Origin of the sequence: uncultured Ferrimonas sp. (genome assembly GCF_947489035.1) — a bacterium.
Lineage (GTDB): Bacteria > Pseudomonadota > Gammaproteobacteria > Enterobacterales > Shewanellaceae > Ferrimonas.
This window is the reverse complement of the sequence record NZ_CANLCI010000003.1, coordinates 142673-165917: the sequence shown is the minus strand read 5'-3', so window position 1 is coordinate 165917 and position 23245 is coordinate 142673. Positions and strand designations below refer to the sequence as shown.

Below are 23245 nucleotides of genomic sequence, written 5' to 3'. Positions count from 1 at the left end.
TTTGTTGCTTCAACCCGCAGCGAGCGGTGGCGTCGATGCAAGCTGCTGTTAGGTTTGGTAAAGTGAGTGTTCTGTATTTAGTTATTCGCTTGCGGGAAGACGTCATTATCCCCACCCAAGCCATAAAGGATAGGACCGCAACTTGTCAGATTCAAAACTCAACCCACTCAATTGGGTGCAACGGTTGTGCCATGTTGGGCTTATCACCACGTGGGTATCCTCTTGTTTTGTCTTAATTGCCTTAGCGACCTATTACCCCACCGATCCCGGCTGGAGCCAAGTGGCGTGGGGCACTCAAACCCTAAATGCCATGGGGCTGGCAGGTGCTTGGGTTGCGGATGTACTGCTGTTCACCTTTGGCCTTACGGCTTACATGATCCCCTTTGTGGTGGCCGCCATTGGTTGGTTAACCTTCCATCAGGTGCGTTATCTCGACAGTCTGGATTATTTCTCGATCAGCCTGCGCATCATCGGTTTTTTAATGGTGGCGTGCAGCGTGGCGGCTTTGGCGGCGTTAAATGCGGACGACATCCACTATTTTTCAGCCGGTGGTTTGATTGGCGATATCATTGCTGAAGCGATGCTGCCCATTTTTAATTTCATTGGTACCACGCTGATCTTAATCAGTTTCATTGCTTCGGGCTTTACCCTTGTTACCGGGATCTCGTGGGTTACGGTGGCCGAGGTGATTGGCGCCTTATGCATCGGTGCCGCGCTGTGGCTGTACCGCTTGCCTTCCCATTTTTCCAATGAGCAAGAAGACAGCGAAGACACCCAAGAGTTCTTGGATGTGGTGGAGGAGTTTCAAGCACCAAAGCCGATTGCTAAGCCAGCAGGGACCGCGGCTAAACCGGGGCAAAGTGCACCACCATCGCCGCTGGTAAAGGCCGATAATTTGGATGAACTGGACGGGCTGGCACAGCACAGTTCAATACAGTCCGATGCCCCAGCGGAAGCCTTTATCCCGCCTTGGGCGACAAACGATGCCGCCGAGTCCACGGCCATCGAGCCCAGTTTTAGTGCCATTGAACCGGAGCCTGAACTCGAGCCAACCACAGCCGTTCCGCCCGCCATTGATCCGATCGATGCGGCTATCGCCGATGAAGCGGTTGCTGCGACGGCTCCAGCGGCACCGGCAATTGAAAGCTATCTGGCCGACGCAATCGCTAAGCAGCACCCACAAGGGCAAAGTGCGCCATTGTCGGTACCAACGGCACCAATGCCAACCTTGGAGCTGCTAGACCGACCAAACAAAAGCTTAAATCCGATCAGCCGAGAAGAACTTGATGGCATTGCCCGTTTAGTGGAAGCGAAGCTGCTCGATTTTAACATTCAGGCCCACGTGGTGGATGTGCACCCCGGCCCTGTGATCACGCGCTTCGAGCTGGATTTGGCCCCCGGCATTAAGGTGTCCAAGATCTCTAACCTGGCTAAAGATCTGGCGCGAGCGTTATCGGCAGTCTCAGTGCGGGTGGTTGAAGTGATCCCGGGCAAATCGGTGATTGGTTTAGAGCTGCCGAATAAGCACCGTGAAATTGTCTACTTGCGTGATGTGATTGGTTCGCCTCGATTTGAAGATGCCGCCTCCAACTTAACCATGGTGCTTGGGCAAGACATTTCTGGCCAAGCGGTGGTTGTGGATCTGGCCAAGATGCCGCACTTATTGGTTGCTGGTACCACTGGCTCCGGTAAGTCGGTTGGCGTAAACGTGATGATCTTAAGTCTGTTGTATAAGTCGACGCCAGAAGACGTACGGCTGATCATGATCGATCCAAAAATGCTCGAACTTTCAGTGTACGAAGGGATCCCGCATCTGCTGTGTGAAGTGGTGACCGACATGAAGGAAGCGTCTAATGCCTTGCGTTGGTGTGTGGGCGAGATGGAACGACGCTACAAATTGATGTCGGCCTTAGGGGTGCGTAACCTCAATGGTTACAACGCCAAGGTACTTGCGGCCGCCGCCGCGGGTGAGCCGATTAAAGATCCGTTTTGGACGCCAGAACAATCGATGGAAACCGAAGCGCCGAACTTAGAAAAGCTGCCTGCGATTGTGGTTGTTGTCGATGAATTTGCCGACATGATGATGATTGTTGGTAAGAAAGTCGAAGAACTGATTGCCCGTATTGCTCAGAAAGCGCGAGCGGCGGGCATTCACCTGATTTTGGCCACCCAGCGACCATCGGTGGATGTGATCACCGGCTTGATTAAAGCCAACATCCCCACTCGGATTGCATTCCAAGTCTCCAGCCGCATCGATTCCCGCACTATTTTAGATCAGCAAGGTGCCGAACAGTTGCTGGGGCAGGGCGATATGTTGTACCTGCCGCCAGGCACCAGCGTACCAACGCGCGTTCACGGTGCCTTTGTCGATGATCACGAAGTGCATGCGGTGGTGGCCGACTGGAGCGCCCGCGCCAAGCCGGTGTACGTGGATGAGATCCTTAATGGCGAAAATGGCGGCGAAAGTGTCTTGCTGCCAGGCGAAAGTGCCGAAACCGACAGCGAACAAGATCCCCTTTATGATGAAGCCGTTGCCTTTGTGATTGAAAGCCGTAGAGCGTCGATCTCTAGCGTGCAGCGTAAATTAAAAGTTGGTTACAACCGCGCGGCGCGTTTGGTTGAACAAATGGAAACATCGGGCATCGTAAGTAAACCTGCCCACAACGGAAACCGCGAAGTGCTGGTTCCAGGAAGAAGTAATGATTAAAACTTTTGCCATTGCGGCGTTGCTCCCCCTTGCCGTCAATGCACAGCAGCCTTCGGAGCTGCTGCAACAAAAATTGGCCGCCGTGCCACAGTTTCAAGCAACATTTGACCAGCAAGCCTTTGATTTTGATGATCAGCTTGTGCAGCAAAGCCAAGGCACGGTGGCACTGAAAGCACCGCTGAAGTTCTCTTGGCTGCAACAAAGCCCCGATCAATTGTCGTTGGTGTCCGACGGGGTTGCCGTCTGGTACTACGATCCTTATGTCGAGCAAGTCACCATCAGTGCCATTGCCGATGTGCTGGAGCAAACCCCGCTGCCGTTGTTGTCGAGCCGAGATCCCGCCTTGTGGGCGCAGTGGCAAGTAAGCCAGCAGCAGCAATGCTTTGTGCTTAATCAACCACAGCAGCAAGGGGTAGAGATGCAAGTGTGCTTCAATGGTGACGCCATCAATAAACTGCAGCTGATTGATGCCCAAGGCAATCGCACCGTGATGACGTTAACGGATTTTAATCTGGCTGCGCTGGCCGACGATAACTTTAACTTCACGCCACCAGAAGGCACGTTCATTGATGATCAACGTCAGCAATGAGTAACCTCGGTTTTGATTTCTCCCCAGATTTTCGGCCTCTTGCGGCGCGGATGCGACCGCGAAACCTGAGTGAGTACATTGGCCAAAGCCACTTATTAGGCGACGGCAAGCCGTTACGCCGCGCCCTTGAAGCGGGCAAGCCGCATTCCATGCTGTTGTGGGGACCGCCTGGTACTGGCAAAACCACCTTGGCCGAGATTGTTGCCAGCAGTTGTAATGCCCATGTCGAGCGGATCTCTGCGGTCACCTCGGGAGTCAAAGAGATCCGTGCCGCGATTGACCAAGCTAAGCAAGTGGCGTCGATGCACGGTCGCCGCACCTTATTGTTTGTGGATGAAGTACATCGCTTCAATAAATCTCAACAAGATGCGTTTTTGCCTCACATTGAAGATGGCACCGTAATTTTCATTGGTGCCACAACTGAAAACCCCTCGTTTGAAGTAAACAATGCACTGTTATCGCGGGCGCGGGTGCACTTAATTAAAAAGCTAACGGTTACTGAGATTGTCAGCATCATTGAGCAAGCGTTGACCGACGGCGAGCGTGGCCTTGGTAAGCAACAACTGCAACTCAATGACGATGTCTGCCAAGCCTTGGCTAAGCACGTTGACGGCGATGCCCGTCGAGCGTTGAACCTGTTAGAGATGATGGCTGAGCTAAGCGATGATCAACAGCTCAGCCTTGAGCACCTTGCCGAAGTGGCGGGCGAGCCCGTGGCTCGGTTTGATAACAAAGGCGATCACTATTACGACCTGATCTCTGCGGTGCACAAATCCGTTCGGGGCAGCGATCCCGATGCGGCGCTGTACTGGTTTGCCCGCATTCTTGCCGGTGGCGGCGATCCCCTTTATGTGGCACGGCGCTTACTGGCCATCGCCTCTGAAGATATCGGCAATGCCGATCCACGCGCGATGGAAGTGGCACTGAATGCATGGGACTGCTTCCATCGAGTTGGCGCGGGCGAAGGCGAACGCGCCATTGCTCAAGCGGTACTGTATTTGGCGTGCGCACCGAAAAGCAATGCGGTCTATACCGCTTTTTCGGCAGCAAAACAGCTGGCCAAAGAAACCTTGGATCTTGAGGTGCCGGTGCATCTGCGTAATGCGCCAACGTCGTTATTGAAAGAGATGGGGCACGGTGCCGAATACCGTTATGCCCATGATGAACCCAATGCGTATGCCGCTGGCGAAGTTTACCTGCCAGAGCCACTGGCTGGGGTACGGATCTACCAACCAAGCGAGCGTGGCTTGGAAAAGAAGATCAGTGAAAAACTTAGGTTTTTAGCGCAGGTCAATCTAAATAGTGAGATAAAACGGTATGAATAATCTGCTGGCAGTTGCCTGCGGTGGTGCCATAGGCGCAAGTTTGCGATATGGCGCTTCTTTATTAGCGGTTCGGCTATTCGGAACTGGCTTTCCGTTTGGTACACTGCTAGTTAACAGTGTTGGTTCCTTCTGTATGGGAGCCTTATACGCATTTACCATGGCTGCCGATGTACCACCGAGTGTGAAAGCTTTGGTTGGGGTAGGCATGTTAGGCGCGTTAACCACTTTTTCCACTTTTGCCAATGAATCCGTGTTGCTGATGCAGCAGGGCGAGTGGGGCAAAGCGACGTTAAACATATTGTTGAATGTGGTTGTGTGTCTGGGCATGGTTATGCTCGGTCAGCAAGCTATTTCGACAAACAGTTAATTAAAAGAGCGATATGTTAGATAGCAAATTTTTGCGTGCCGACCTGGCGCAAACCGCTGAGCGATTGGCCACCCGTGGCTTTATCTTGGATGTTACCCGTCTGACCGAATTGGAAGAGCGCCGTAAGTCGCTGCAGGTGGAAACCGAGCAGCTTCAAGCCGATCGCAACAGTCGCTCCAAGTCGATTGGCCAAGCCAAAGCCCGTGGCGAAGATATCGCTCCACTGTTGGCCGAAGTGTCCAACATGGGTGAACAACTGGATCAAAAGAAAGCCGATTTGAACACGCTGATTGCTGAGATTGAAGAGGTGGCTGCGGCCGTACCGAATCTGCCAGCAGAAGATGTGCCAGTGGGTGCCGATGAAGACGAAAACGTTGAAGTACTGACCTGGGGTACCCCAAAACAGTACGACTTCGAAGTAAAAGATCACGTTGATCTAGGTGAAACGCTGAATGGCTTAGATTTCGCCATGGGCGCGAAACTGTCCGGCGCTCGTTTTACCGTAATGCGTGGCCAAATTGCTCGCATGCATCGTGCCTTGGCAGCGTTCATGTTGGATCTGCACACCACCGAGCACGGCTACACCGAGATGTACGTGCCTTACTTGGTTAACCCAGATAGCCTGTACGGTACTGGCCAGCTGCCTAAGTTTGGTGAGGATCTGTTCCACACTGAAAAGCTGTCTGAAGATTCCGATCGTCGTTTATCGTTGATCCCTACCGCAGAAGTACCACTGACTAACTTTGCTCGTGATGAGATCATTGACGAAGCCCAGCTGCCAGTGAAGATGACGGCACATACCCCATGTTTCCGCTCCGAAGCGGGCAGCGGTGGCCGTGATACTCGTGGTTTGATCCGTCAGCATCAGTTCGACAAAGTGGAACTGGTTCAGTTGGTGAAGCCGGAAGACTCCATGGCGGCGTTAGAGCAGTTAACCGGCCAAGCAGAAAAAGTACTGCAACTGCTGGAACTGCCTTACCGCAAGGTGATCCTATGTACCGGTGACATGGGCTTCGGTTCAAGCAAAACCTACGATCTGGAAGTTTGGGTACCAAGCCAAAATAAATACCGTGAGATCTCTTCTTGCTCCAATATGGGCGATTTCCAAGCACGTCGTATGCAAGCTCGCTTCCGTCGTACTGGCGCGAAAAAGCCTGAATTGCTGCACACTCTGAATGGTTCTGGTTTGGCGGTTGGCCGTACCTTGGTTGCCATTATGGAGAACTACCAGTTGGAAGATGGTCGCATTGAAGTGCCACAGGCACTGCAAAGCTACATGGGTGGCCTTACCCACATCGGTTAATTCACGGCATCAACGTTGAATTACGACTAAAAAAGGGAGGCGCATTGCGTCTCCCTTTTTGCTATCTGCACCGGCTGAACTAGCTTTAAACATATCGTTTCTTTCGCTATGGATGGCTATGAAACCGTTGCAGTTATTGCTTGCATTACTTACTGCTGTTTTGCTTTTGAGCGGTTGCCAATCTGCGGTAACTCAGCCCGCGCAGGGGTTACCGGATCTGAATGGCCCGTGGCGTTTTCAAGTTGCACAGGCAGGGCTCGATGATCTCGATCCGGTTGCGCGTCATTTTGACGACAGCGGTTGGGCATCGATCACCGTTCCAGGCAATTGGTATCAGCAAGGCTACGATGTGGCTGGCAAGCACTGGTATCGCAAACAGTTTCAACTCGCTTCTCTTCCCTCGTCGGGCTTGCTGCTTAATTTTTCTGGAGTTGATTATCGAGCGCAGGTTTGGCTAAACGGCCAGTTTATTGGTTCCCATCAAGGCTATTTCAGCCAATTCCAATTTGATGTGTCTGATGTGGCCGTGATCGGCCGCAATACGCTTAGTGTGCGGGTTGATAGCCCCCTAGAGCAGCAGCAAGACGTGAGCTGGTCTTTGCATAAAACGCTGATCAAAGGGGTGCTGAGCCACCACGATACCCGCCCTGGCGGTGCGTGGACCGATCGTGGCCAAGAGCGCAATACCGGTGGCATTTGGGGGCAGGTCAGTTTGCAGGCGAAACCCTCGGTTATCGTCCAGCAGCTAAAATGGCGCAGCGAGATCAGTGGTGACAGCGCCCAAGGACAGTTGCAGTTTGATGTCGATGGGCTTGAACCAAGCCAGTGGCGAGTCACCTTAACGGGCATTGGTTTTGAGGATGAGCAGCAGTTTGAGTTTGACGCCAGTGCAGGCAGGCAAACCCTGACCTTACCGTGGCGAGCATGGCAGCTGTGGTGGCCACGGGAATATGGCTTGGCTAACCGTTATCAACTCAGCCTTGCCGCAATCAGCGGCAACCGCGAAGAAACCCTGTTAACCACCGAGGTTGGCTTTCGCCAGATCCATTACGATGGTCAGCTTGGCCAGTGGTACTTGAATCAACAACGGCTGTTTTTGCGTGGCACCAATTACATCCCATCGCTTTATATGGCGGATGTGGACGAGGCGATGATCCGCCGAGATCTGGCGTTAATGGCGGCGGCGAACGTGAACATTGTGCGGGTGCATGCCATGGTTCTGCCACAGCGCTTTTATCAGGTGGCCAATGAACTGGGAATGATGGTGTGGCAAGACTTCCCGTTGCAGTGGGGTTATATCGATACCAAGGCGTTTCAGCAAGAAGCGCAGCGGCAGATGACCCAAATGTTGAGCCAGTTTGGCCATCACCCCAGCATTGTGGCGTGGTCGGCTCATAATGAACCGCCGTGGGATGCGGATTGGATGAAGTGGAAATACCCCGATTACGATCCCAATCAAAACAAAGCGCTGGATATGGCGCTGTATCAAACCTTGCAAGACCATGACCGCAGCCGCCCCTCTTTTGTGGCCTCGTTGACCAAAGAGCACCCGTGGTTGGGTTGGTATAGCGGCAACTGGCGTGATTACGGCAAACCAAGTCAGCAATCGCTCATCACTGAATTTGGCGCTCAAGCCTTGCCGGATCTGCCGGTGTGGAGTTCAGTCGTTAACGTGAATGCGGATCTGTCGCTGCCACAAGACTTTGAGCAGTGGCAATTTCATAATTTCCAAGCCAAAGAGAGTTTCGAAATTGCTGGGGTGGACAAGGGCCGTAATGTGGTTGAGCTGATCCACAACAGCCAGCAATATCAGGCGCGCCTGATCCGTTATGCCGCAGAGAGCCTACGGCGGCAAAAGTACCACCCAGTTGGTGGGATCTTCCAGTTTATGATGGTGGAGCACTGGCCTTCAGCCAATTGGGGCATTTTGGATTTTAACCGTAATCCGAAACCCGGCTATCAAGCGCTACAGGTGGCTTATCAGCCGGTTATGCCAAGCATCATGCACGACCAAGACCGATTTACCCCCGATGAGTCGGTGTCGATCCCCATCTACCTGCTTAATGATCTGCCTGTCCCATACCCAGATGCGTCGTTGCAGTTGCAGCTTATGAACGCAGGTCGCTTGGTTGCATCGGATAAACGTCATTTCGATTTAGCCCCAGACAGCGTTGCCCAACTGGCACCGTTTCCAAGCCAGCCGCTAACGGCGGGTGGCTATCAGCTCTACGCCAAACTGTTTGCCAGCAATGGCGAGTTGCTTGGTGAATCACAATTTGTATTTGAGGTAAGCGATGAACAGTAAAGCAAGGATGCTGCCACTGGCACTACTTATTCCAACAGTGATGGCGGCAGACGCGCCACCCAGTGTGGCCGTTGATGGGGTGGTGCGAGTGAATCAAGCGGGCTATCTACCGGGGCAGACCAATATGGTGTTTCCGCAGTTTGCCGGAAAGCTTGAGCTGATTGATGTGGTAAGCGGCAAAACCGTAGCCCAATTGAAAGCAGAACAAGCCAATCAGCCGCTGCAATTGCCCACCTCGTTGCCGTCAGGCTGGTATCAGTTACAAAGCGAGCAACAGCGTTCAGTGGTGTTTGAAGTGAGCGACAGCGTACTTGATACCACCCTAGAAACGATGTTGCGTGCTTACCGCTACCAACACGCGGGTAAGCCGATCCGAGATCCGCACAGCGGCGTGCAACGGCCGCCAGCGCATCTGCAAGATGGGGTGATCGCCCATGATGATCCCTTTCATCAAGCCGGTGACAGCATTGATGGCAGTGGCGGTTGGTACGACGCTGGGGATTACGGCAAATACATAGCAACCACCGCGATCACTGCGGCACGGCTGATGGACGCCGCCGGCGATAAGCAACAGGGGCCAGAGCAATCGCCCTTGTTGCAAGAGGCACTGGTTGGCTTGAATTGGATGACGCAGATGCAGCGCCAAGATGGCGCCTTCTACCGCAAAATTGGGGCGAAGAAATGGCCGGATTTAGTGCCGCCACATCTTGATCGGCAAACGCGTTACGTTTACGGCGTGGCGACGCCCGATACGGCCAAAGCGGTGGCGGCATTAGCGCAAGCAGCACGAATTTACCAAGACTGGGATCAGCAACGAGCTGCGGAATTTTTAGAGCATGCCGAGCAAGGCTGGAAATGGTTAGAGCAGCAGCCGGTGCAAGCGATTAACTGGCACCCCGGGGACGATGGCGGCTCTGGCCCCTACATGTATAACAAATGGGACACTCAGGCGTCGTTGCAGCACGATGAAGACGACCGTTTCTGGGCAGCGGCAGAGCTTTACCTCACCACGTTAAAACCGCAATACCTCTCTTATGCTGTGGCGCACATGCCAGCCTCCGTTGGCATTTACGAATGGAAGGATCCATCGGTATTGGGAATGTGGCACCTGCTGCTGAGCGGCAATGTGGACGCCTTGAGTGACCAGATCCAGTTGAAGTTCGAATCCCATTGTCAGTTGTTGCGTAACAACGCTTACAACAGTGAGTTTCAAGTTTCCAATCAGCGCTTTATCTGGGGCTCGAACAAAATGGTTGCAGAAGAGGGGATCCTGTTTGGTTATTGCTACCGACTGACCCAAAACCGCGAATATTTGCAACTTGCTTGGAGTCAGTGGAACTACCTGTTTGGGGTGAACCCCTTCAATCTGAGTTACGTCACTGGTATTGGTCAGAATGCGGTGCAGAACTTACATCACATTTGGGGGCGAGCGGTTAATTTTGTGCCCCCAGGCATGATGGTTGGGGGGCCGAATCAAGATGCTCAAGCGGGTTTTGCGCCTAAAGCCCAAGGGATGCGCAGTTACATCGACGAAGCGAAAGATTACTCCGTGAATGAGTTTGCGATTGACTACAACGCTTCAGCCATCGGCTTGGCGGCGTTGTTGGCCAATCCCGATGCCGTGCAATTGGCAGCGGCTCAGCGGTGATCACGCTGCCAATGTTGGCGCTGTTATGGGGCTTGCCCTTAGCGCCAACCGAGCAAGCCTATCGTGGCTGGCAACAGCAACAACCTAGTGTCAGCCAGCAAGGTTGGTTGGCTATCTCTACCTTAGGCACCACCGAACAGCGGGCTTTAGCGTTGGTGATTGCCAGTGCCAGTAGCAATGGTGCAGAGGCGCGGGCGCTCTGGCAGCAAGCCACGTTATTGCTTGAACAACAGCAGCAAAGTTGGCCGAAACTGCAACGGCAGTTAGCGCAGGAATATCAGTCGCAACAACGTTGGTTAAGTGGCGGAGCCGGAACGCAACTGGGGCACAACGATCGCCAACGCTGGCTACTGATGGAGTGGCTGGTGGAGGAAGTTGGGTTATTACGATACCAAGGGCCACCGCAACATGCGGTAGCACCGGTGCCACGCACCCAAATCACGCCGCCAAAGTATCAGCCGCGTTGGGGGGGTTCCTAAAGGCGCAAACGACAGGTTTTATGTTCGCAGCGATGTGCGGTGCACTTTCGGCCTTGGGGCTGAGCAGCTAAAGAGATGGCACGGTTATCTTCCATCTTTTGCCACAAGGCATCTCGCTGAGTTTTGCTGATAGTCGGTTGGTCGTTACAACAGCAACAACCTTTTTTCGCGGTAGTAAACGGAGCGGATTGGCAGCCCGAAAGCAGTACAGCGCCAATCAGCAGGGCGGTTCCTTTGCCCAACAACATCATGATGACTTCTCCCATACATCGTTGGGGCAAGTATAGACAAGGAGCACAAGATGCAGCGTCGCTTACTGGGAACAATCACGCAGCTAAAGCAGGGCATGTCTCGTAGGTTATTGTTTCGTATTGTCGTTATCGCTTTTGTTGGCCTAATTGCCACCACGCTAATGTTTTATTTTTTTTATGATCGGCTATTGGCGATGCTGGCTGAAGCACTTTCGGTGCAACTATTGCCTGAGGAGCTGGCTGTGGTCTCGAGCAGCTTACCTTCTCTGCACGGAGCAATGGCCGGCTGGTTACTGACATTGGTGCTGATCCAAACCGCCATCACCTTAGTCGGCGCGATCTGGCTAACCAGTAAGTTATCTGGGCCGGTGTACGCGATCCACCGGGCATTAGAGCAGTTAGCCGAGGGCAACTTGTCGGCGGAAGTGGATCTGCGTGAAGGCGATGATATGCGTGAGTTGGCCGAATCAATCAACGATTGCAGCGCCCGGATTCAAATCATGGTGATGGGGTTGAAGGAAAATCTCTTGGCGCTGCAACAATCACAGCATCGTTTTCCCGATCCTGAGCTCTCTGCCCGCTTAGCGGTGATCCAACAAAATCTGGAGTGGTTTGACACCATCAGTGCCGATTATGAAGAACCGGTCAGTTAATGCCATTTGGCTGGCTGCATTATTAGGGCTGGGGCTGCCCATCATGGCGGATGAGTTTTCAGAGCTAATGGCAGCGGGTTTTGGCCAAGCGCTAACGGCGTCACAGCAACAACAGGTTAAGCGCAAGATCCCTCTGGCGGGCGACTGGCTCTATTTGGCGGCGTTAGTTGAACTGGATAAGGGCGATTATCGCCAAGCGCAAAAGCTACTGCGGCAATACTTGGCTCTGCCGGATGCCAATGTTCACCGCTTAAAGGCGCGTTCTGTATTTAACGTGGTGCGGCGTTATCAGCAGCTTGATGGCTTCAGGGAGTATCTACAGCTGCTGCGGATCCGCGATCGTGACCAACCGCTGCAGTTGCAGCAGGCGCTCATTCAGTTTCTTCGCTCAGATGCCGACGATGTGCTGATGAACAAGGCAAAGCTGCTGCAGGCGCATTCGTTATTGGAGTTGGAAAACAACCCCGAAGCGGCCTTGCAGCGCTATCAACAACAAGCGCAACAGCTTGAGCGCGGTGAGGATCTGTATTCCGCCCAATTGGGGGTTATCTATTGCTTACACCGTTTAGGACGATTAAGCCAAGCTCGGCAAGCGGCAACGGCAATGCAACAGAGTTTGTCCGGCGGACTGTTTGCCCGAGATGATCTCTTAAGCCGAGCGTGGCAGCTGCGGCTCGATGCAACCATGCCGTTACTGCAACCCTATGCTTCGGTGACAACGCCGTTGCTGTGGGGCAGTGGCTCTCGGCTTGATCTCGACCGACCCGTTGCCAGCGGCCAGAATCATCGGCCGTTGTGGCTGCAATCAGGATTAACGCAGCTGTCAGGGCAGAGTCTGACCCTGTGGATCACTCGCCAGTCGGATTGGCGCTGGTTACAGCCAGACATTCTCCGGATGGCCAGCCGTGCTGGTTACACCCCAATGATATCGCTTTGGTATTTCGGAGATGAGATCAGCCCTGAGTTTGTGGTGGCCAATTGGGACGCTTATGTGTCGATGGTGAACAACCAATTGATCCCGTTATTGCAGCACTTACCTCAGGCGTACCTGCTGTTAGAGCCGGAATACAACAAAAACGGCATCGAAAACTGGCCGGAATGGGATCAGCGGATGTCTCAGATCATCGATCTCGTGAAGCAGAAGCTGCCCAACGTGAAAGTGGGGCTGGTACTGGGTGACTGGGACCAAACGGGGCAGCGACCCAGTTATGAAACCTCGTTAAACGCCATCGGCAAGAGTGACTTTATCGGTTCGATGTTGATGATCGCCAATTACACCGAATCGATCCACAGCGATCCCGATTGGTCGCCGTGGATCCGCAGCTTACGTTTAGGCCGCAGCTTGCAGCAACGGTTTAATAAGCCGTGGATGTTGGCTTATGTTGCCATTGCTTCCCAGCCTTATTGGCAGCGACGGCAACAGGTTGAGCTGGCCAAGCTGGAGGCATATCTGCCGCAGATGAAGAGCTACGGTTTGTTTGCCCTTAATTGGTTTTCGGCGGTGGATGAACCGGCGCAAACCGGTTGGTTTGCGGATGCGGAAACCAGCTTTGGCTTGCTGCAGGCTGATTATCAGCCGAAACCGGTATTTCAGCAGTGGCAGCAGCTAGCACAGCAGCCATCAATCGCGGCCAACTTAGCGCAGTGGCAAGTGAATGGTGGCCGTAATAGCGCCTCGTTTCAATTTGCCTTTGAATATTGGACCCAATGGCAACTGAGCGTTCGCTACCAACAACGCTTGCTGTGGCGTCAAAGCGGCGCAGGCTCAGAGGCGCTATTGGAGTGGCAAAACTTCAGTGGGTTTGGTGGCCACTTTGAGGTTGAATTAACGTGGCAGGGGCAACGCCATCAAGACAGCTTTAATTTGAACATTGGTTTGCGTAGCGAGCAGCGTCCCGCCCCACCTATGGCAACCCTAGAGCAGTGGCAACAGCTGCACCTCACTGCTATCGAGCAGCAAACCCACGTCAGTTTGGTTTTCGATACAGACCGACCGATAGATGATGGTTTGCAGTTGGGGTTGGTGGACAGTAATGGCGCGTTTCGCACTGCGCGCTTAGCCGCTTACAGTCAGCCTCATCCTGAGGGGTATCAAGTTGAGTTTGCGTTGTCTGAACTGGCCGCTGGGTGGCGTCGTTATCAAAATGGCACCGGTTTTATCTGGCGAGAACAGCCAGTTGGGCCGGTGCAGTTAATGATCAGCAATAATACGGCCAAGCCCATCGCAATCACCACAAAACAAATAGAACTGCATTAGTGCCGTCTATTTAAAGCCGAGGTTGGCATTTGCCTGGGTGATTAAACTCGCTGTCGCGCACCACTTCAAGGCGGGCATTGGGGTAGGGCAGGCTGAGTAATTTGCCGTGTTTCTTATACAACAGGCTTTCTAAGACGGCCGCGTTAGTTGGTAACGATATCGCTTTTTCGTAACCGGCACTGCGTTCATAACGCCCCTCAAACCAACCTTTCTCTTCATCGTGTAATGGCTCAACTAAGATCATCAGTTCTTCGGTGTAGGGGGTGTCCCAGAGTGCCCACATCAAGAAGGTGCCTTTAACCGACACCAAGGCCAGTTCATCGTGGAAGGTGCCATCATCGGCGATGGAGGGAAATGGGCTGCCGTGACCCCAAATAGAATCGTATAAGAACCACGGTTCCGTGCTTAGGATGTGTTCTGAGCGAGCGGTATGCAGCGCGTCCTCTTTAAAGCGTGCTTCTTGCAAGGCGTACAACTGCACACTTTGCTGGGCTAAATCGGCTTGCGTATGAGTTAAATCATTACTGTCGGTGTCGCTGGCTTTATCCCAGTTAAATTCAAGCCCCGCTAAGAAAAAGGGCGTTGGCACCAGTGGGTTTGGTACCCCATCAACCCGAGGATCGTTGCCATCAACCAGAAAGGGCAAATCGTACAAGTTGAACATTTGATACGGCAGCAACAGATCGGCTTTGCCGGTATCAAAGCCCCACAATGAGTAACCATAGGCGGCGTACTCTTCGTAGCCTAAGCGCCCATCTTGGCGCACCGTGAGTTTATCGTCTTCTTTCACGCCGCTTTGAATGGTGCCGTTCGGCGCCAATAGGGCACAAAAATCCCAACGTAAAATGGCTTTGTCGATGTATTCGCCATAGGCCGGGTAGAATCGTTTAAACAGGTTGAGCCAAATCAGTAAGCGGCCAATGTCTAAGCCAGACCAGCCGATTTCGCCAGGCTCGCCGGTAAGGCTGACCATTTTTCCGGTTTGGGTATGATAGATGCGATTGGGCACTCGGTTTTCAAACAGTTCCATGGTGTTGAGGAAATGCAAAATTGCCGATAAGCGCCCATCAAACGATAGATCGTCCACCAACTCTAATTGATAGGCGACATGAAGACTGGCCAGTGTTTCTGCCACATTGGCCATGCTGGCCGTTGGGTAGCGGTCAACGCCACTGACTAAGCCAGTGGTGGGATCGGTATTATTTACCGAGTATTGCCATGCGGTTTCGGCCCAACCCAGTTCGACTTCGCTGAGTGGGCCATGACGGCCAAACCAAAACATCGACGAATTACGAAATGACTTCCAGCCGTTGTTGGTGGTCGTGGCTATGGTCCCGCAACCGCTCAGGCTAATTACACTAGCGACAGCTGCTGCAATTATGCCGTGACGGCAAGCATTGCTGCATGTGCGGGCTAAATTCGTCATTAATTACCGCTTCCCAGCGACTTGGTGGATGCCAAGGGTGTTCAACAACCAACTTACCCTGTTGTTTGTACAGCAACGCGGCCATCAAAATGCCGTTGTTGTTTGAGGTATAGGTGTTGATCAGGCCAGTACCATTTTCGTAGATCCCTTCATAAAACCCTTTCTCTGGATTGTAGAGATCGGCAACGTGCTCAAAAACGATGTCGGTGTATGGGGTATCCCACAGTGCCCACATACCAATTGCGCCCTTAATCGCCACGGCAGCGTACTGAGGCAGGTATTCGCCTTTTTCCGAGATGGTGTTCCACGCGTAGCCATCGGTGTAGATGGTGTCGTAAACGAAGTAGGGTGCCTGATCTAACTGGTGCTCAGTTCGGGCGGTGATGATCCCCGTTTGCATGTAACGGGCTTCTTGCACGGCATAGATCCGCTGGGCAAAATCCGCCACCCAGCGATGGCTGAAATCCACATTTTCCGTTGTGTTATCCCAAGGGTGATCCCAACCAAACTCGATGCCATCCAAGACGTAGCTTTCAGTTACCACGTAACTGTGTGCAACCAGCTTGCGGGGATCTCGGCTGTCGTAGGGAATATCGTAGCCGTACATATTGATGACATCGTAAGGATCGGGCTTAGAGGCGCGTTCGGTATGAAAGCCCCATAACTGAAAGCCTTTTGCGGCGTATTCTTCGTAGCCAAGCCGCCCCTCTTGCAGGTATTCGGTGGGTTCACCTGGGCTGGCTAGGGCACCAAACATGGTGCCGTATTCATCCACAACGTTGCAGAAGTTCCATCGCAGGATCCCCGCATCAATCCCCGGTGCATGTTCGGGGTAGCGTTCTTTAATTACCCAAAGCCAGACTAAAAAGCGGCCAATGTCCAGTGCCGAATAGCCAATTTCACCGGGTTGGTTGGCGTAGTTCACCTGGGCGGCATTTTGGGTGTTGTAGGCTTTATTCGGGACTTCGCCACGGTACAGCTCCATGGTGTTTAGGGTTTTAATAAAGCGCACCATGCGGTCATCAAAAGTGAGTTTATCGATGATCCCCAGTTCACGGGCCGTAACCAACCCACCTAAATAAGAAGCGGTATCCCATAAGGTGGTCGATGGATACCCATCTACGGCATTTACTAGCCCCGTTGTTTCTTGGTAGTTATTTTCAAAGTACTTCCAAGCGGCATGCGCCATTTTTAATTCGCGTTCAGTTAGATTGCCGGTACGAGGGTTGGGTACACCCACATCCGGTGGCGATGGTGCGGCACGTTCTACCCCTAAGCCATCGCCTTCTTCAGTCGGGCGTGGCTCGGTTGCAACTGGCTCGATACTTTGGCAACCACATAAACCAGCGAGCAGTAACGCAAACAGGCTGTTATTGTTCATCGATTACTCCTCCTTTTGCGCTAAACGTACAGGCCCCTTATTGCTACCAACGTTCAGCAGTTGCCCTTCTTGGATATACAGCAGGGATTCTAAAATGATGCCGTTGGTATTGGCCGTTAAAGCTTTGTTTATCTCTTCGGTGACTTCGTACTTACCGGAATACCACCCTTTTTGTGCGTCAAACAGTTCACTGGCTTCGGCTAACAGCAAGCGGCTGTACTTATCACGGTACAGGGCGTACCAACCAAATGAGGCTTTGGTTGAGAGTGTTTTAAACTCGGACGCATCGGTGCCGTCGTCAGTAACGGCGTTCCAAGATTTCCCATCGGAAAATACGGTGTTATAAACAAAGTAAGGGGGCCGATCGATGTTGTCTTCACTGACTGACGTTAACATGCCAGTGCGTTCATAACGGGCTTGTTGAGCTTGATACACGCGCCAGGCAAATTCATGAGACACCCTATCCCAGCCAAACTCTAAGCCATCAAGAATGTAACTTTCACTGACCACGTAGTTGTGGGCTTTATAGCGGTCTGGATCGCGGCTGTCGGTGGGCACGTCCACCCCATCAATGTTTTCAAAGACCAAAAAGTCGGTGTATCGCAAGGCCTGAGATACGTCTTGCCCCATCAGGCTGAGTGATTTAGCGGCGTACTCTTCGTAGCCAATGCGTCCCTCTTGCACGTACATGGTTTCATCTACATTGAGCTCGTTATCGATGGTGGCGCCGTACATTAAACCGCGCTGCAACAGTGGTTCCATATCCCAGCGAGATAAAACGCGACTGACTTGCTCGGTATAGCGGGGGTATTGCCACGCCAGAATGTTGAACGGCACCAACAGTCGACCGATGTCGATGGCAGACCAACCAATGCCGCGCTTATTGACGCTGTTGTCGTAATTCACCATCGATAAGCTGCGAGTATCGTAAGCCTTGTTCGGCAGCTGTTGGTCGTACAGCGGCAGTTTGGCTAACGAGGTTAGTGCGTTGCTTAACCGCAGCGAGAACTCGGTTTCGGTAATGATCCCAAGTCGTTGGGCAGAGATAAGCCCCATTAAATAAGAAGAGGTATCCCATAAGGTGGTGGATGGGTAGTTGTTTACCGAATTCACCAGCCCTGTTGGTTGGGTATTGTTTTGAAAGTACCGCCATGCGATCTCTGCCCAGCGCTGCTCTTCCGCTGTTAATGGCCGAGGCTTGGGGGCAGGGATCTCTTCGCTGTAGACCAGCGCTGTGGCGAGATCCTCTTTAAATTGTTTCTGTTCAATCTTGAACACGATGCCAAAGGCAACGGTTAAGCCCAGCAGAAACACAAAGTGGTGTCGAGCATTGACTAGGTTTTGTTTAAACGACATGCCTGTGTCTCCAATTAAGCGGTGATTGGTTCTTGGGATTCACTGGGTTGTGGGTCGCTGGCGGGCTGAGGCGGTTGCCAGAATGCACAGGCCACCATTCCCGCCATTGCGATGATGTTGTTGGCACACCAGAAGGTGTTGATGATTAAGCCGGATAAGTTGAGATCGCCATACCAATGGAAGTTGTAATTGAGCCAACCCCAAACCAGCGCAACGGCGGTGATCACCATAACGGCGAACTGCGGTAAGACGAGGCGGAAGAAGTTCCCCTCTTGTCGATCCTTGGGTGTGCTTGGGAATTTGATCTGTTCGCCTTTTACTACCGTCCATATTGCCCGCAAATTAACGGGGAAGAAGGCAAGGTAGTTGGATTTTCCTTTAAAGCCGGCAATGCCCCAGGTGGCAGCCATGGTGGCTAACTCGTTGGTAATGATGAACGGGATCAAATGCAGGTAGAACTCTTTGGAGTAAGCCGCAACCGGAGCGATACCGCTAAACAGATAGATGACCGGCGCCAGCAGGAAGATGATGTTCCAAAGGGCGCCAAAATAGCTCCACACTGTCGCGGCGTACATAACCTGCTGGGGGCGACTCATGCCTTTACGAAACACGGGGTTGTCGTGGGCAGAGATGTCGATGGTGCCGCCAGCATACTTAAAGCGTTGCACCATCCACGTTTGCAGATCCTGTGGTGACAGCATCTTGGATTCCACTTCAGGGTGCAGCACCGAGCGCCATTGCCGATCTTCGTCAGAGTGCAACACAATCGAGGTATAGATATCTTCCGACACATGGAATTTGTAGGGGGTGAACTCGGTGTCCAGCACGGTTTGCTGATCCATCAAATCCACTAAGTCTTGATCAATGCCTTCCTCGCCGGTGAGCTTCTGAATGGCTTTGTCTTGATCCTGACGCTGCTTATCGATGTTTTCTGCGTAGGTTTTTAGTGCCGCTTCCATTACGGCTTCGCGGCGGTGAATGGACCCTGCACCGCAGCAAAAGGAGGCGTTTGCCCAGTTACGACGGCGTTGGATGACGTCGTAAAACATCTGTGGGTCATTGACGAATGGATCCTGACCTAAGGTGACGGGTCCATACACTTTTTCAAAGAGTGCGGCCACTTTAGCGGCGCCATTACCCAGCCGTGATTGGGTCCATTGAGTCAGGGATTCGCCTTCCGGCAGATCAAAGAACCATTGCGGAGTTTGTACCCAAGCCACGTCAGGATCGCGGAAGTAACCAAGGGTATTCACCATCATGGTTGGTAGGGGTCTGGTATCGGCATCGCAGATCACAATGAAGTCACCATCGGTCTGTTCCATGGCGTTACGCAAATTACCGGCTTTAAAGCCGATGTTGCCTTCACGGGTGATGTAGTTAACCCCCAGCTCTTTGGCAAGCTCTGCCATGGCTGGACGACTGCCGTCATCCAAAATGTGGATTTTGGTGTCGATGTAGTGGGGGTAGGTCACCTTTAAGGCATCAACGATGCTAAGTCGGACCAGATCTTCCTCTTCATCGTAAGAGGGGAAGAACATATCCACGCGGATTGGCCGATCCTCTTCTAAGGCTTCGTGCAAACAATCGTTAATGGTTTGCGGTGGGCTTTGTTTAGGAACATCACGCACTTTCCACAGGTTTACGCTAAATAGCACTAAGCCGATGTAGGCGCAGCTTTCAGCCAAGGCTAATGGGATAGCAAACCACAGCGCTTCTGGATTCAGCGAGCTGGTCCAACGCCATGTGATATACCAGCCACCAATCACCAAATTAACGGTGATCAGAAACTGCCACAGCATCTCCAATAAAGGGTTATACGGCAGTGGCTTAGGCGGCTTGCGGTGTTCAAACTGCTCGAAGTAGAAGGCCATAGGGTTGCATCCTTGCAAGTAACAACTAGGCGGCGACGTTCTTGATCATCCGAAAATGATTTTTGCCGTCCTCTTGGAAATACAAAATCTCGTCCATCACTTGATTGATGATGCCGAAACCTCGTCCACTGGTGGTCCAGGTTGATGGGTCGTCGGGATCCATTTCGGGGATCTCAACGTTGTCGAGTTCTTTAACCATCTCTTCTGGCATACGGGTGCCGTTATCAGAGATGGTGATGCAGACTCGGCTGCTGTTGTATTGAAATGCAGCCCAAAGGGTATTACCCGGTTGATCGGAATAGGCATGTTCAACGGCATTGTTGCCAATCTCTACAACGGCAAGTTCAACCATGTCGATGTCTACCGCAGGCAGTACCGTGAGGTGATACATCCCTGATATTGCTTTAGCAATTAAGGCTACGGTCTCGTAGCTGGCATCGCCGGAAAGCGCTAATTCCTTGTCCATTAGGAATTCCTTGTTGAAGATTTGACGTTGGTATTCATTCCCGTGGATACGTTGATGAATTCACGACTGATCTCGTCAGGTACGTATCGTTCGCGGGTATCTTGCAAAATCCATTGGGCACCGATCTCATCCAAAGTGAAGTGGTTGCCTTGATGGTCGATGCAGTGTTCGCCGTGGAGAATGCGCTCATCCACGTTGGCGGCACCGGAGACAAAGGTGTAATCATCTAAGATGGAATGTTTTAAGGTGGCGCCGGCTTGGATATAACAATTTTGGCCAATCACCAGCGGGCCACGCAGTACTGCACCGGTTTCAATCCGGCTGCCGTTGCCAATCACAACGGGCCCTTTGATATCCACCATTTCTAAATCGATTTGGCAGTTGATCCCAACGTAGACCCCAGGTAGTTCCTCTTTACCTGGAATGGGGTAGCCGCTGATGTGGCCATTGAGGATATCGGCGGTAACTTGCCAGACGTCGCTGATGTTACCGACATCAAGCCACTGAAAATCGAAGTCCTGAGCATAAAATGGGATCCCACGTCGGACGAGCTCGGGGAAGAGATCGCCGCCGATGTCCCAAGATTGATTGGCTGGAATGAAATTGAATATTTCAGGTTCAAAGATGTAGATGCCAGTATTCACCATATTGGAACAGGCACTACCAACCGCGGGTTTCTCCTGAAAGCCAACCACCCGTTGCTGTTCATCAACAGAGACAACGCCGTAGCGAGTGAGCATCTCATCGGGCATCTCTTTGGTAATGATGGTGGCTAAGCCGCCTTTACGGCGATGAAACTCCAGCGCTTTGCTGAAATCCAGATCAAACCAAGCGTCGCCGCACACGACCACAAAGGTATCGTCAAAGAAATGAGCATATTCTTGCACTTTACGCATTCCGCCCGCACTGCCTAAGGCTTTGCCAATCAGTTTGTCGCCCACCTTTTCGCCTTCGTAGGAGTAGCACAGGTCAACCCCATACTGGATCCCATCGCGGAAGTAGTTTTCTAAAACCGGCGCAAGGTAACTGGTGTTAACAGCCAACTCGTTTATGCCAAATTTACGCAGCTGCAGAATTATCGATTCCATCAGTGGTCGACGTAAAATTGGGATCATTGGTTTAGGGATATTGATGGTGATTGGTTTCACCCGAGTCCCTTTACCTGCACCAAGAATCATTCCACGCATAAATATGCCCTCAGCTTTCCATTGCACTGTCTACGGTTTCATGACATTGGAAGATGCGATCCATGCGGGTAAGGCGAAAGAGTTCTTTCACCGCCTTTTGTAAGCCCACCACGCGGATCTCGCCGCCGTTCAGTTGCTTCAATACGGCAACCACGGCGCCTAAACCGCTGGAGTCCATGAAGGTGACTTCTGACAGATCAAGCACGATGCGCTTTTCATCCTTGGTTAATTCGCTTTCAATTGCGCTTTTAAACTTTGGGGCAGAGGCCGCATCCAAGCGTTTCTCTTGTAGGCGCACCACTACTCGGTCGTCGACTCGCGAAGTTACTAGTTCCATAGCTATTTCCTCTTACTGTCCTTGCCACTCGATCGCTAATAGCGATACGTCGTCGTCAAATTGGTTGCTTTGGTTCCAACCAATCAGTTGTCTATCTACTTCAGCCACCTGTTCTTCAATGGTCATGGTCTTGCAGTTTTCTAGCACCTTAATCAGCCGTTCCGATCCGTATTCCTCTTTGGCTGGGTTAAAGCATTCAGTCACACCGTCAGAAAACAGGAATAAGCGATCGCCGGGCTCCATGAAGAAATCAAACTGATCGAATTCAACGTCTGGCAGCATCCCTACCGGGAATCCGTCGTTGGTTCGTTCAATGGTTTTGCCGGTGCTGGCTTGATGCAATAAGCCGGGGTGACCCGCCTGACATACGGTTACTTTGCCGCTGCGGGTATCGAGTAAGGCGTAGATCATGGTGAAGTACTGGCTGCTGGAGCCCGGTGCCATAAAGCGTTCATTCAGCTTGGCAACCACTTCCATCGGTTCCAGCACTTCGTAGTGCGGAGGGTTATTGGTAAAGCGCTTCAGTAAGCTGGCACCTTTGTGACTGGGCGATAACGCGTACTTTAAGGTGAATGACAGCAATGCCGAGGGAATGCCGTGGCCTGAGACATCCAGCAAGTAGAAGGCAACGATGTGCTCATCAAGCCGCTGGTAATCAAACATGTCGCCACCCAGGAAGGCGCAGCTGTTGCACATCCACGCAAACTCAGTGCCTGGGAACCGTTTTTGGGTCGGAAGCAGATTGCTGTGCATCTCTGCGGCCACCATCAGATCTTTTTTGATCTGGTCGTAGGCGACGTTGAGCTTTTCGTTTTGGCGGTTGAGTTCGTTATTGAGGTCGATAATGCGCTTGCCCACGCTCATGCGAGCATTGAGCTCTGCAAGGGGAGATTGCTTAGCGAGGAAATCATCGGCGCCCAACTCTAGGCCTTCAATGATCTCTTGTTCTTGGTCGCGAGACGACAACAAAATGACGTAGACGAAACGCCCAAAATCCTTTTGTTTCACCAGACGACAAAGTTGGTGGCCATCCATAACCGGCATCGAGACATCCGATACCACCAGCTGAACATCTTCGTGTTGGTTTAGCAGTGCTAAACCTTGGGCACCATGTTCAGCATCCAGTACGTGATATCCGTATCGAGTTAAGGAAGCTTTAAGCACTTGTCGAACGTCTCTTGCGTCTTCGATCAGCAGAACTTTCATTGGGAAATCCGTTTCCTAAAGCACATCAGGCTGTGATAACTCTAACGCTAGTTGACATTGTTTTATCCGGCAAATAATCGACCTGAGTGTCCTACAATAAACAGGCAATGGATGGCTAAGAGGCGATTATG

The 23245-nt window shown here is 52.2% G+C and carries 18 protein-coding genes; 10 read left to right on the top strand and 8 right to left on the bottom strand.

Annotation, left to right across the window (positions count from 1 at the left end; genetic code table 11):
* Nucleotides 1-142 precede the first annotated feature (142 nt).
* From Q0796_RS03265 to Q0796_RS03220, 10 genes are all read left to right on the top strand, one after another.
* Nucleotides 143-2707: a DNA translocase FtsK gene (locus tag Q0796_RS03265; protein ID WP_298440252.1), complete on the top strand. Its 2565-nt coding sequence runs from the start codon at nucleotides 143-145 to the stop codon at nucleotides 2705-2707.
* A complete protein-coding gene (lolA, locus tag Q0796_RS03260; RefSeq protein ID WP_298440250.1) occupies nucleotides 2700-3296 on the top strand; it encodes an outer membrane lipoprotein chaperone LolA in 597 nt (198 codons plus the stop codon). The genes Q0796_RS03265 and lolA overlap by 8 nt, the downstream gene beginning before the upstream one ends.
* Nucleotides 3293-4621 carry a replication-associated recombination protein A gene (locus Q0796_RS03255; RefSeq protein ID WP_298440248.1) on the top strand — a complete coding sequence of 443 codons (1329 nt, stop codon included), beginning with the start codon at nucleotides 3293-3295 and terminating at the stop codon, nucleotides 4619-4621. The genes lolA and Q0796_RS03255 overlap by 4 nt, the downstream gene beginning before the upstream one ends.
* Nucleotides 4614-4988: a fluoride efflux transporter CrcB gene (crcB, locus tag Q0796_RS03250; protein WP_298440246.1), complete on the top strand. Its 375-nt coding sequence runs from the start codon at nucleotides 4614-4616 to the stop codon at nucleotides 4986-4988. Before Q0796_RS03255 ends, crcB begins: the two co-directional genes overlap by 8 nt.
* A gap of 13 nt (nucleotides 4989-5001) precedes the next feature.
* A complete protein-coding gene (gene serS / locus Q0796_RS03245) occupies nucleotides 5002-6291 on the top strand; it encodes a serine--tRNA ligase (protein ID WP_298440244.1) in 1290 nt (429 codons plus the stop codon).
* A gap of 118 nt (nucleotides 6292-6409) precedes the next feature.
* On the top strand, nucleotides 6410-8596 hold the full coding sequence (locus Q0796_RS03240) for a sugar-binding domain-containing protein (RefSeq protein ID WP_298440242.1): 2187 nt from the start codon (nucleotides 6410-6412) through the stop codon (nucleotides 8594-8596).
* The gene (locus Q0796_RS03235; protein ID WP_298440241.1) at nucleotides 8586-10244 is read left to right on the top strand and encodes a glycoside hydrolase family 9 protein; all 1659 of its coding nucleotides are present in this window, start codon (nucleotides 8586-8588) and stop codon (nucleotides 10242-10244) included. The genes Q0796_RS03240 and Q0796_RS03235 overlap by 11 nt, the downstream gene beginning before the upstream one ends.
* Nucleotides 10241-10723, top strand: coding sequence for a hypothetical protein (locus Q0796_RS03230; RefSeq protein WP_298440239.1), 483 nt, complete (start codon nucleotides 10241-10243; stop codon nucleotides 10721-10723). The genes Q0796_RS03235 and Q0796_RS03230 overlap by 4 nt, the downstream gene beginning before the upstream one ends.
* A gap of 529 nt (nucleotides 10724-11252) precedes the next feature.
* Nucleotides 11253-11627: a HAMP domain-containing protein gene (locus Q0796_RS03225; RefSeq protein WP_298440237.1), complete on the top strand. Its 375-nt coding sequence runs from the start codon at nucleotides 11253-11255 to the stop codon at nucleotides 11625-11627.
* Nucleotides 11608-13884, top strand: coding sequence for a hypothetical protein (locus Q0796_RS03220; RefSeq protein ID WP_298440235.1), 2277 nt, complete (start codon nucleotides 11608-11610; stop codon nucleotides 13882-13884). The genes Q0796_RS03225 and Q0796_RS03220 overlap by 20 nt, the downstream gene beginning before the upstream one ends.
* A 10-nt stretch (nucleotides 13885-13894) precedes the next feature.
* Here the strand turns inward: Q0796_RS03220 and Q0796_RS03215 are convergent, their stop codons facing one another.
* The 8 genes from Q0796_RS03215 to Q0796_RS03180 form a co-directional block, all read right to left on the bottom strand.
* Nucleotides 13895-15166 carry a DUF3131 domain-containing protein gene (locus Q0796_RS03215; protein WP_298440233.1) on the bottom strand — a complete coding sequence of 424 codons (1272 nt, stop codon included), beginning with the start codon at nucleotides 15164-15166 and terminating at the stop codon, nucleotides 13895-13897.
* A gap of 76 nt (nucleotides 15167-15242) precedes the next feature.
* A complete protein-coding gene (locus Q0796_RS03210) occupies nucleotides 15243-16691 on the bottom strand; it encodes a DUF3131 domain-containing protein (RefSeq protein ID WP_298440231.1) in 1449 nt (482 codons plus the stop codon).
* 3 nt (nucleotides 16692-16694) lie between these two features.
* Nucleotides 16695-18047 (bottom strand): DUF3131 domain-containing protein, encoded by a 1353-nt coding sequence (locus tag Q0796_RS03205; protein ID WP_298440229.1) that lies wholly within the window; start codon nucleotides 18045-18047, stop codon nucleotides 16695-16697.
* 14 nt (nucleotides 18048-18061) lie between these two features.
* Nucleotides 18062-19918 carry a cellulose synthase catalytic subunit gene (locus tag Q0796_RS03200; protein WP_298440226.1) on the bottom strand — a complete coding sequence of 619 codons (1857 nt, stop codon included), beginning with the start codon at nucleotides 19916-19918 and terminating at the stop codon, nucleotides 18062-18064.
* 25 nt (nucleotides 19919-19943) lie between these two features.
* Nucleotides 19944-20384: an ATP-binding protein gene (locus Q0796_RS03195; protein ID WP_298440224.1), complete on the bottom strand. Its 441-nt coding sequence runs from the start codon at nucleotides 20382-20384 to the stop codon at nucleotides 19944-19946.
* On the bottom strand, nucleotides 20384-21571 hold the full coding sequence (locus tag Q0796_RS03190) for an NDP-sugar synthase (protein WP_298440222.1): 1188 nt from the start codon (nucleotides 21569-21571) through the stop codon (nucleotides 20384-20386). Before Q0796_RS03190 ends, Q0796_RS03195 begins: the two co-directional genes overlap by 1 nt.
* A gap of 10 nt (nucleotides 21572-21581) precedes the next feature.
* Nucleotides 21582-21908, bottom strand: coding sequence for an STAS domain-containing protein (locus Q0796_RS03185; protein WP_298440220.1), 327 nt, complete (start codon nucleotides 21906-21908; stop codon nucleotides 21582-21584).
* Nucleotides 21909-21920: 12 nt separating this feature from the next.
* Nucleotides 21921-23114: a SpoIIE family protein phosphatase gene (locus Q0796_RS03180; protein WP_298440218.1), complete on the bottom strand. Its 1194-nt coding sequence runs from the start codon at nucleotides 23112-23114 to the stop codon at nucleotides 21921-21923.
* Nucleotides 23115-23245 lie beyond the last annotated feature (131 nt).

Coding starts and splice junctions, on each gene's coding strand:
- lolA (WP_298440250.1), top strand. CDS start 2,700: ATGATTAAAACTTTTGCCATTGCGGCGTTGCTCCCCCTTGCCGTCAAT.
- Q0796_RS03255 (WP_298440248.1), top strand. CDS start 3,293: ATGAGTAACCTCGGTTTTGATTTCTCCCCAGATTTTCGGCCTCTTGCG.
- crcB (WP_298440246.1), top strand. CDS start 4,614: ATGAATAATCTGCTGGCAGTTGCCTGCGGTGGTGCCATAGGCGCAAGT.
- serS (WP_298440244.1), top strand. CDS start 5,002: ATGTTAGATAGCAAATTTTTGCGTGCCGACCTGGCGCAAACCGCTGAG.
- Q0796_RS03240 (WP_298440242.1), top strand. CDS start 6,410: ATGAAACCGTTGCAGTTATTGCTTGCATTACTTACTGCTGTTTTGCTT.
- Q0796_RS03235 (WP_298440241.1), top strand. CDS start 8,586: ATGAACAGTAAAGCAAGGATGCTGCCACTGGCACTACTTATTCCAACA.
- Q0796_RS03225 (WP_298440237.1), top strand. CDS start 11,253: ATGGCCGGCTGGTTACTGACATTGGTGCTGATCCAAACCGCCATCACC.
- Q0796_RS03220 (WP_298440235.1), top strand. CDS start 11,608: ATGAAGAACCGGTCAGTTAATGCCATTTGGCTGGCTGCATTATTAGGG.
- Q0796_RS03215 (WP_298440233.1), bottom strand. CDS start 15,166: ATGTTTTGGTTTGGCCGTCATGGCCCACTCAGCGAAGTCGAACTGGGT.
- Q0796_RS03210 (WP_298440231.1), bottom strand. CDS start 16,691: ATGAACAATAACAGCCTGTTTGCGTTACTGCTCGCTGGTTTATGTGGT.
- Q0796_RS03205 (WP_298440229.1), bottom strand. CDS start 18,047: ATGTCGTTTAAACAAAACCTAGTCAATGCTCGACACCACTTTGTGTTT.
- Q0796_RS03200 (WP_298440226.1), bottom strand. CDS start 19,918: ATGGCCTTCTACTTCGAGCAGTTTGAACACCGCAAGCCGCCTAAGCCA.
- Q0796_RS03195 (WP_298440224.1), bottom strand. CDS start 20,384: ATGGACAAGGAATTAGCGCTTTCCGGCGATGCCAGCTACGAGACCGTA.
- Q0796_RS03190 (WP_298440222.1), bottom strand. CDS start 21,571: ATGCGTGGAATGATTCTTGGTGCAGGTAAAGGGACTCGGGTGAAACCA.
- Q0796_RS03185 (WP_298440220.1), bottom strand. CDS start 21,908: ATGGAACTAGTAACTTCGCGAGTCGACGACCGAGTAGTGGTGCGCCTA.
- Q0796_RS03180 (WP_298440218.1), bottom strand. CDS start 23,114: ATGAAAGTTCTGCTGATCGAAGACGCAAGAGACGTTCGACAAGTGCTT.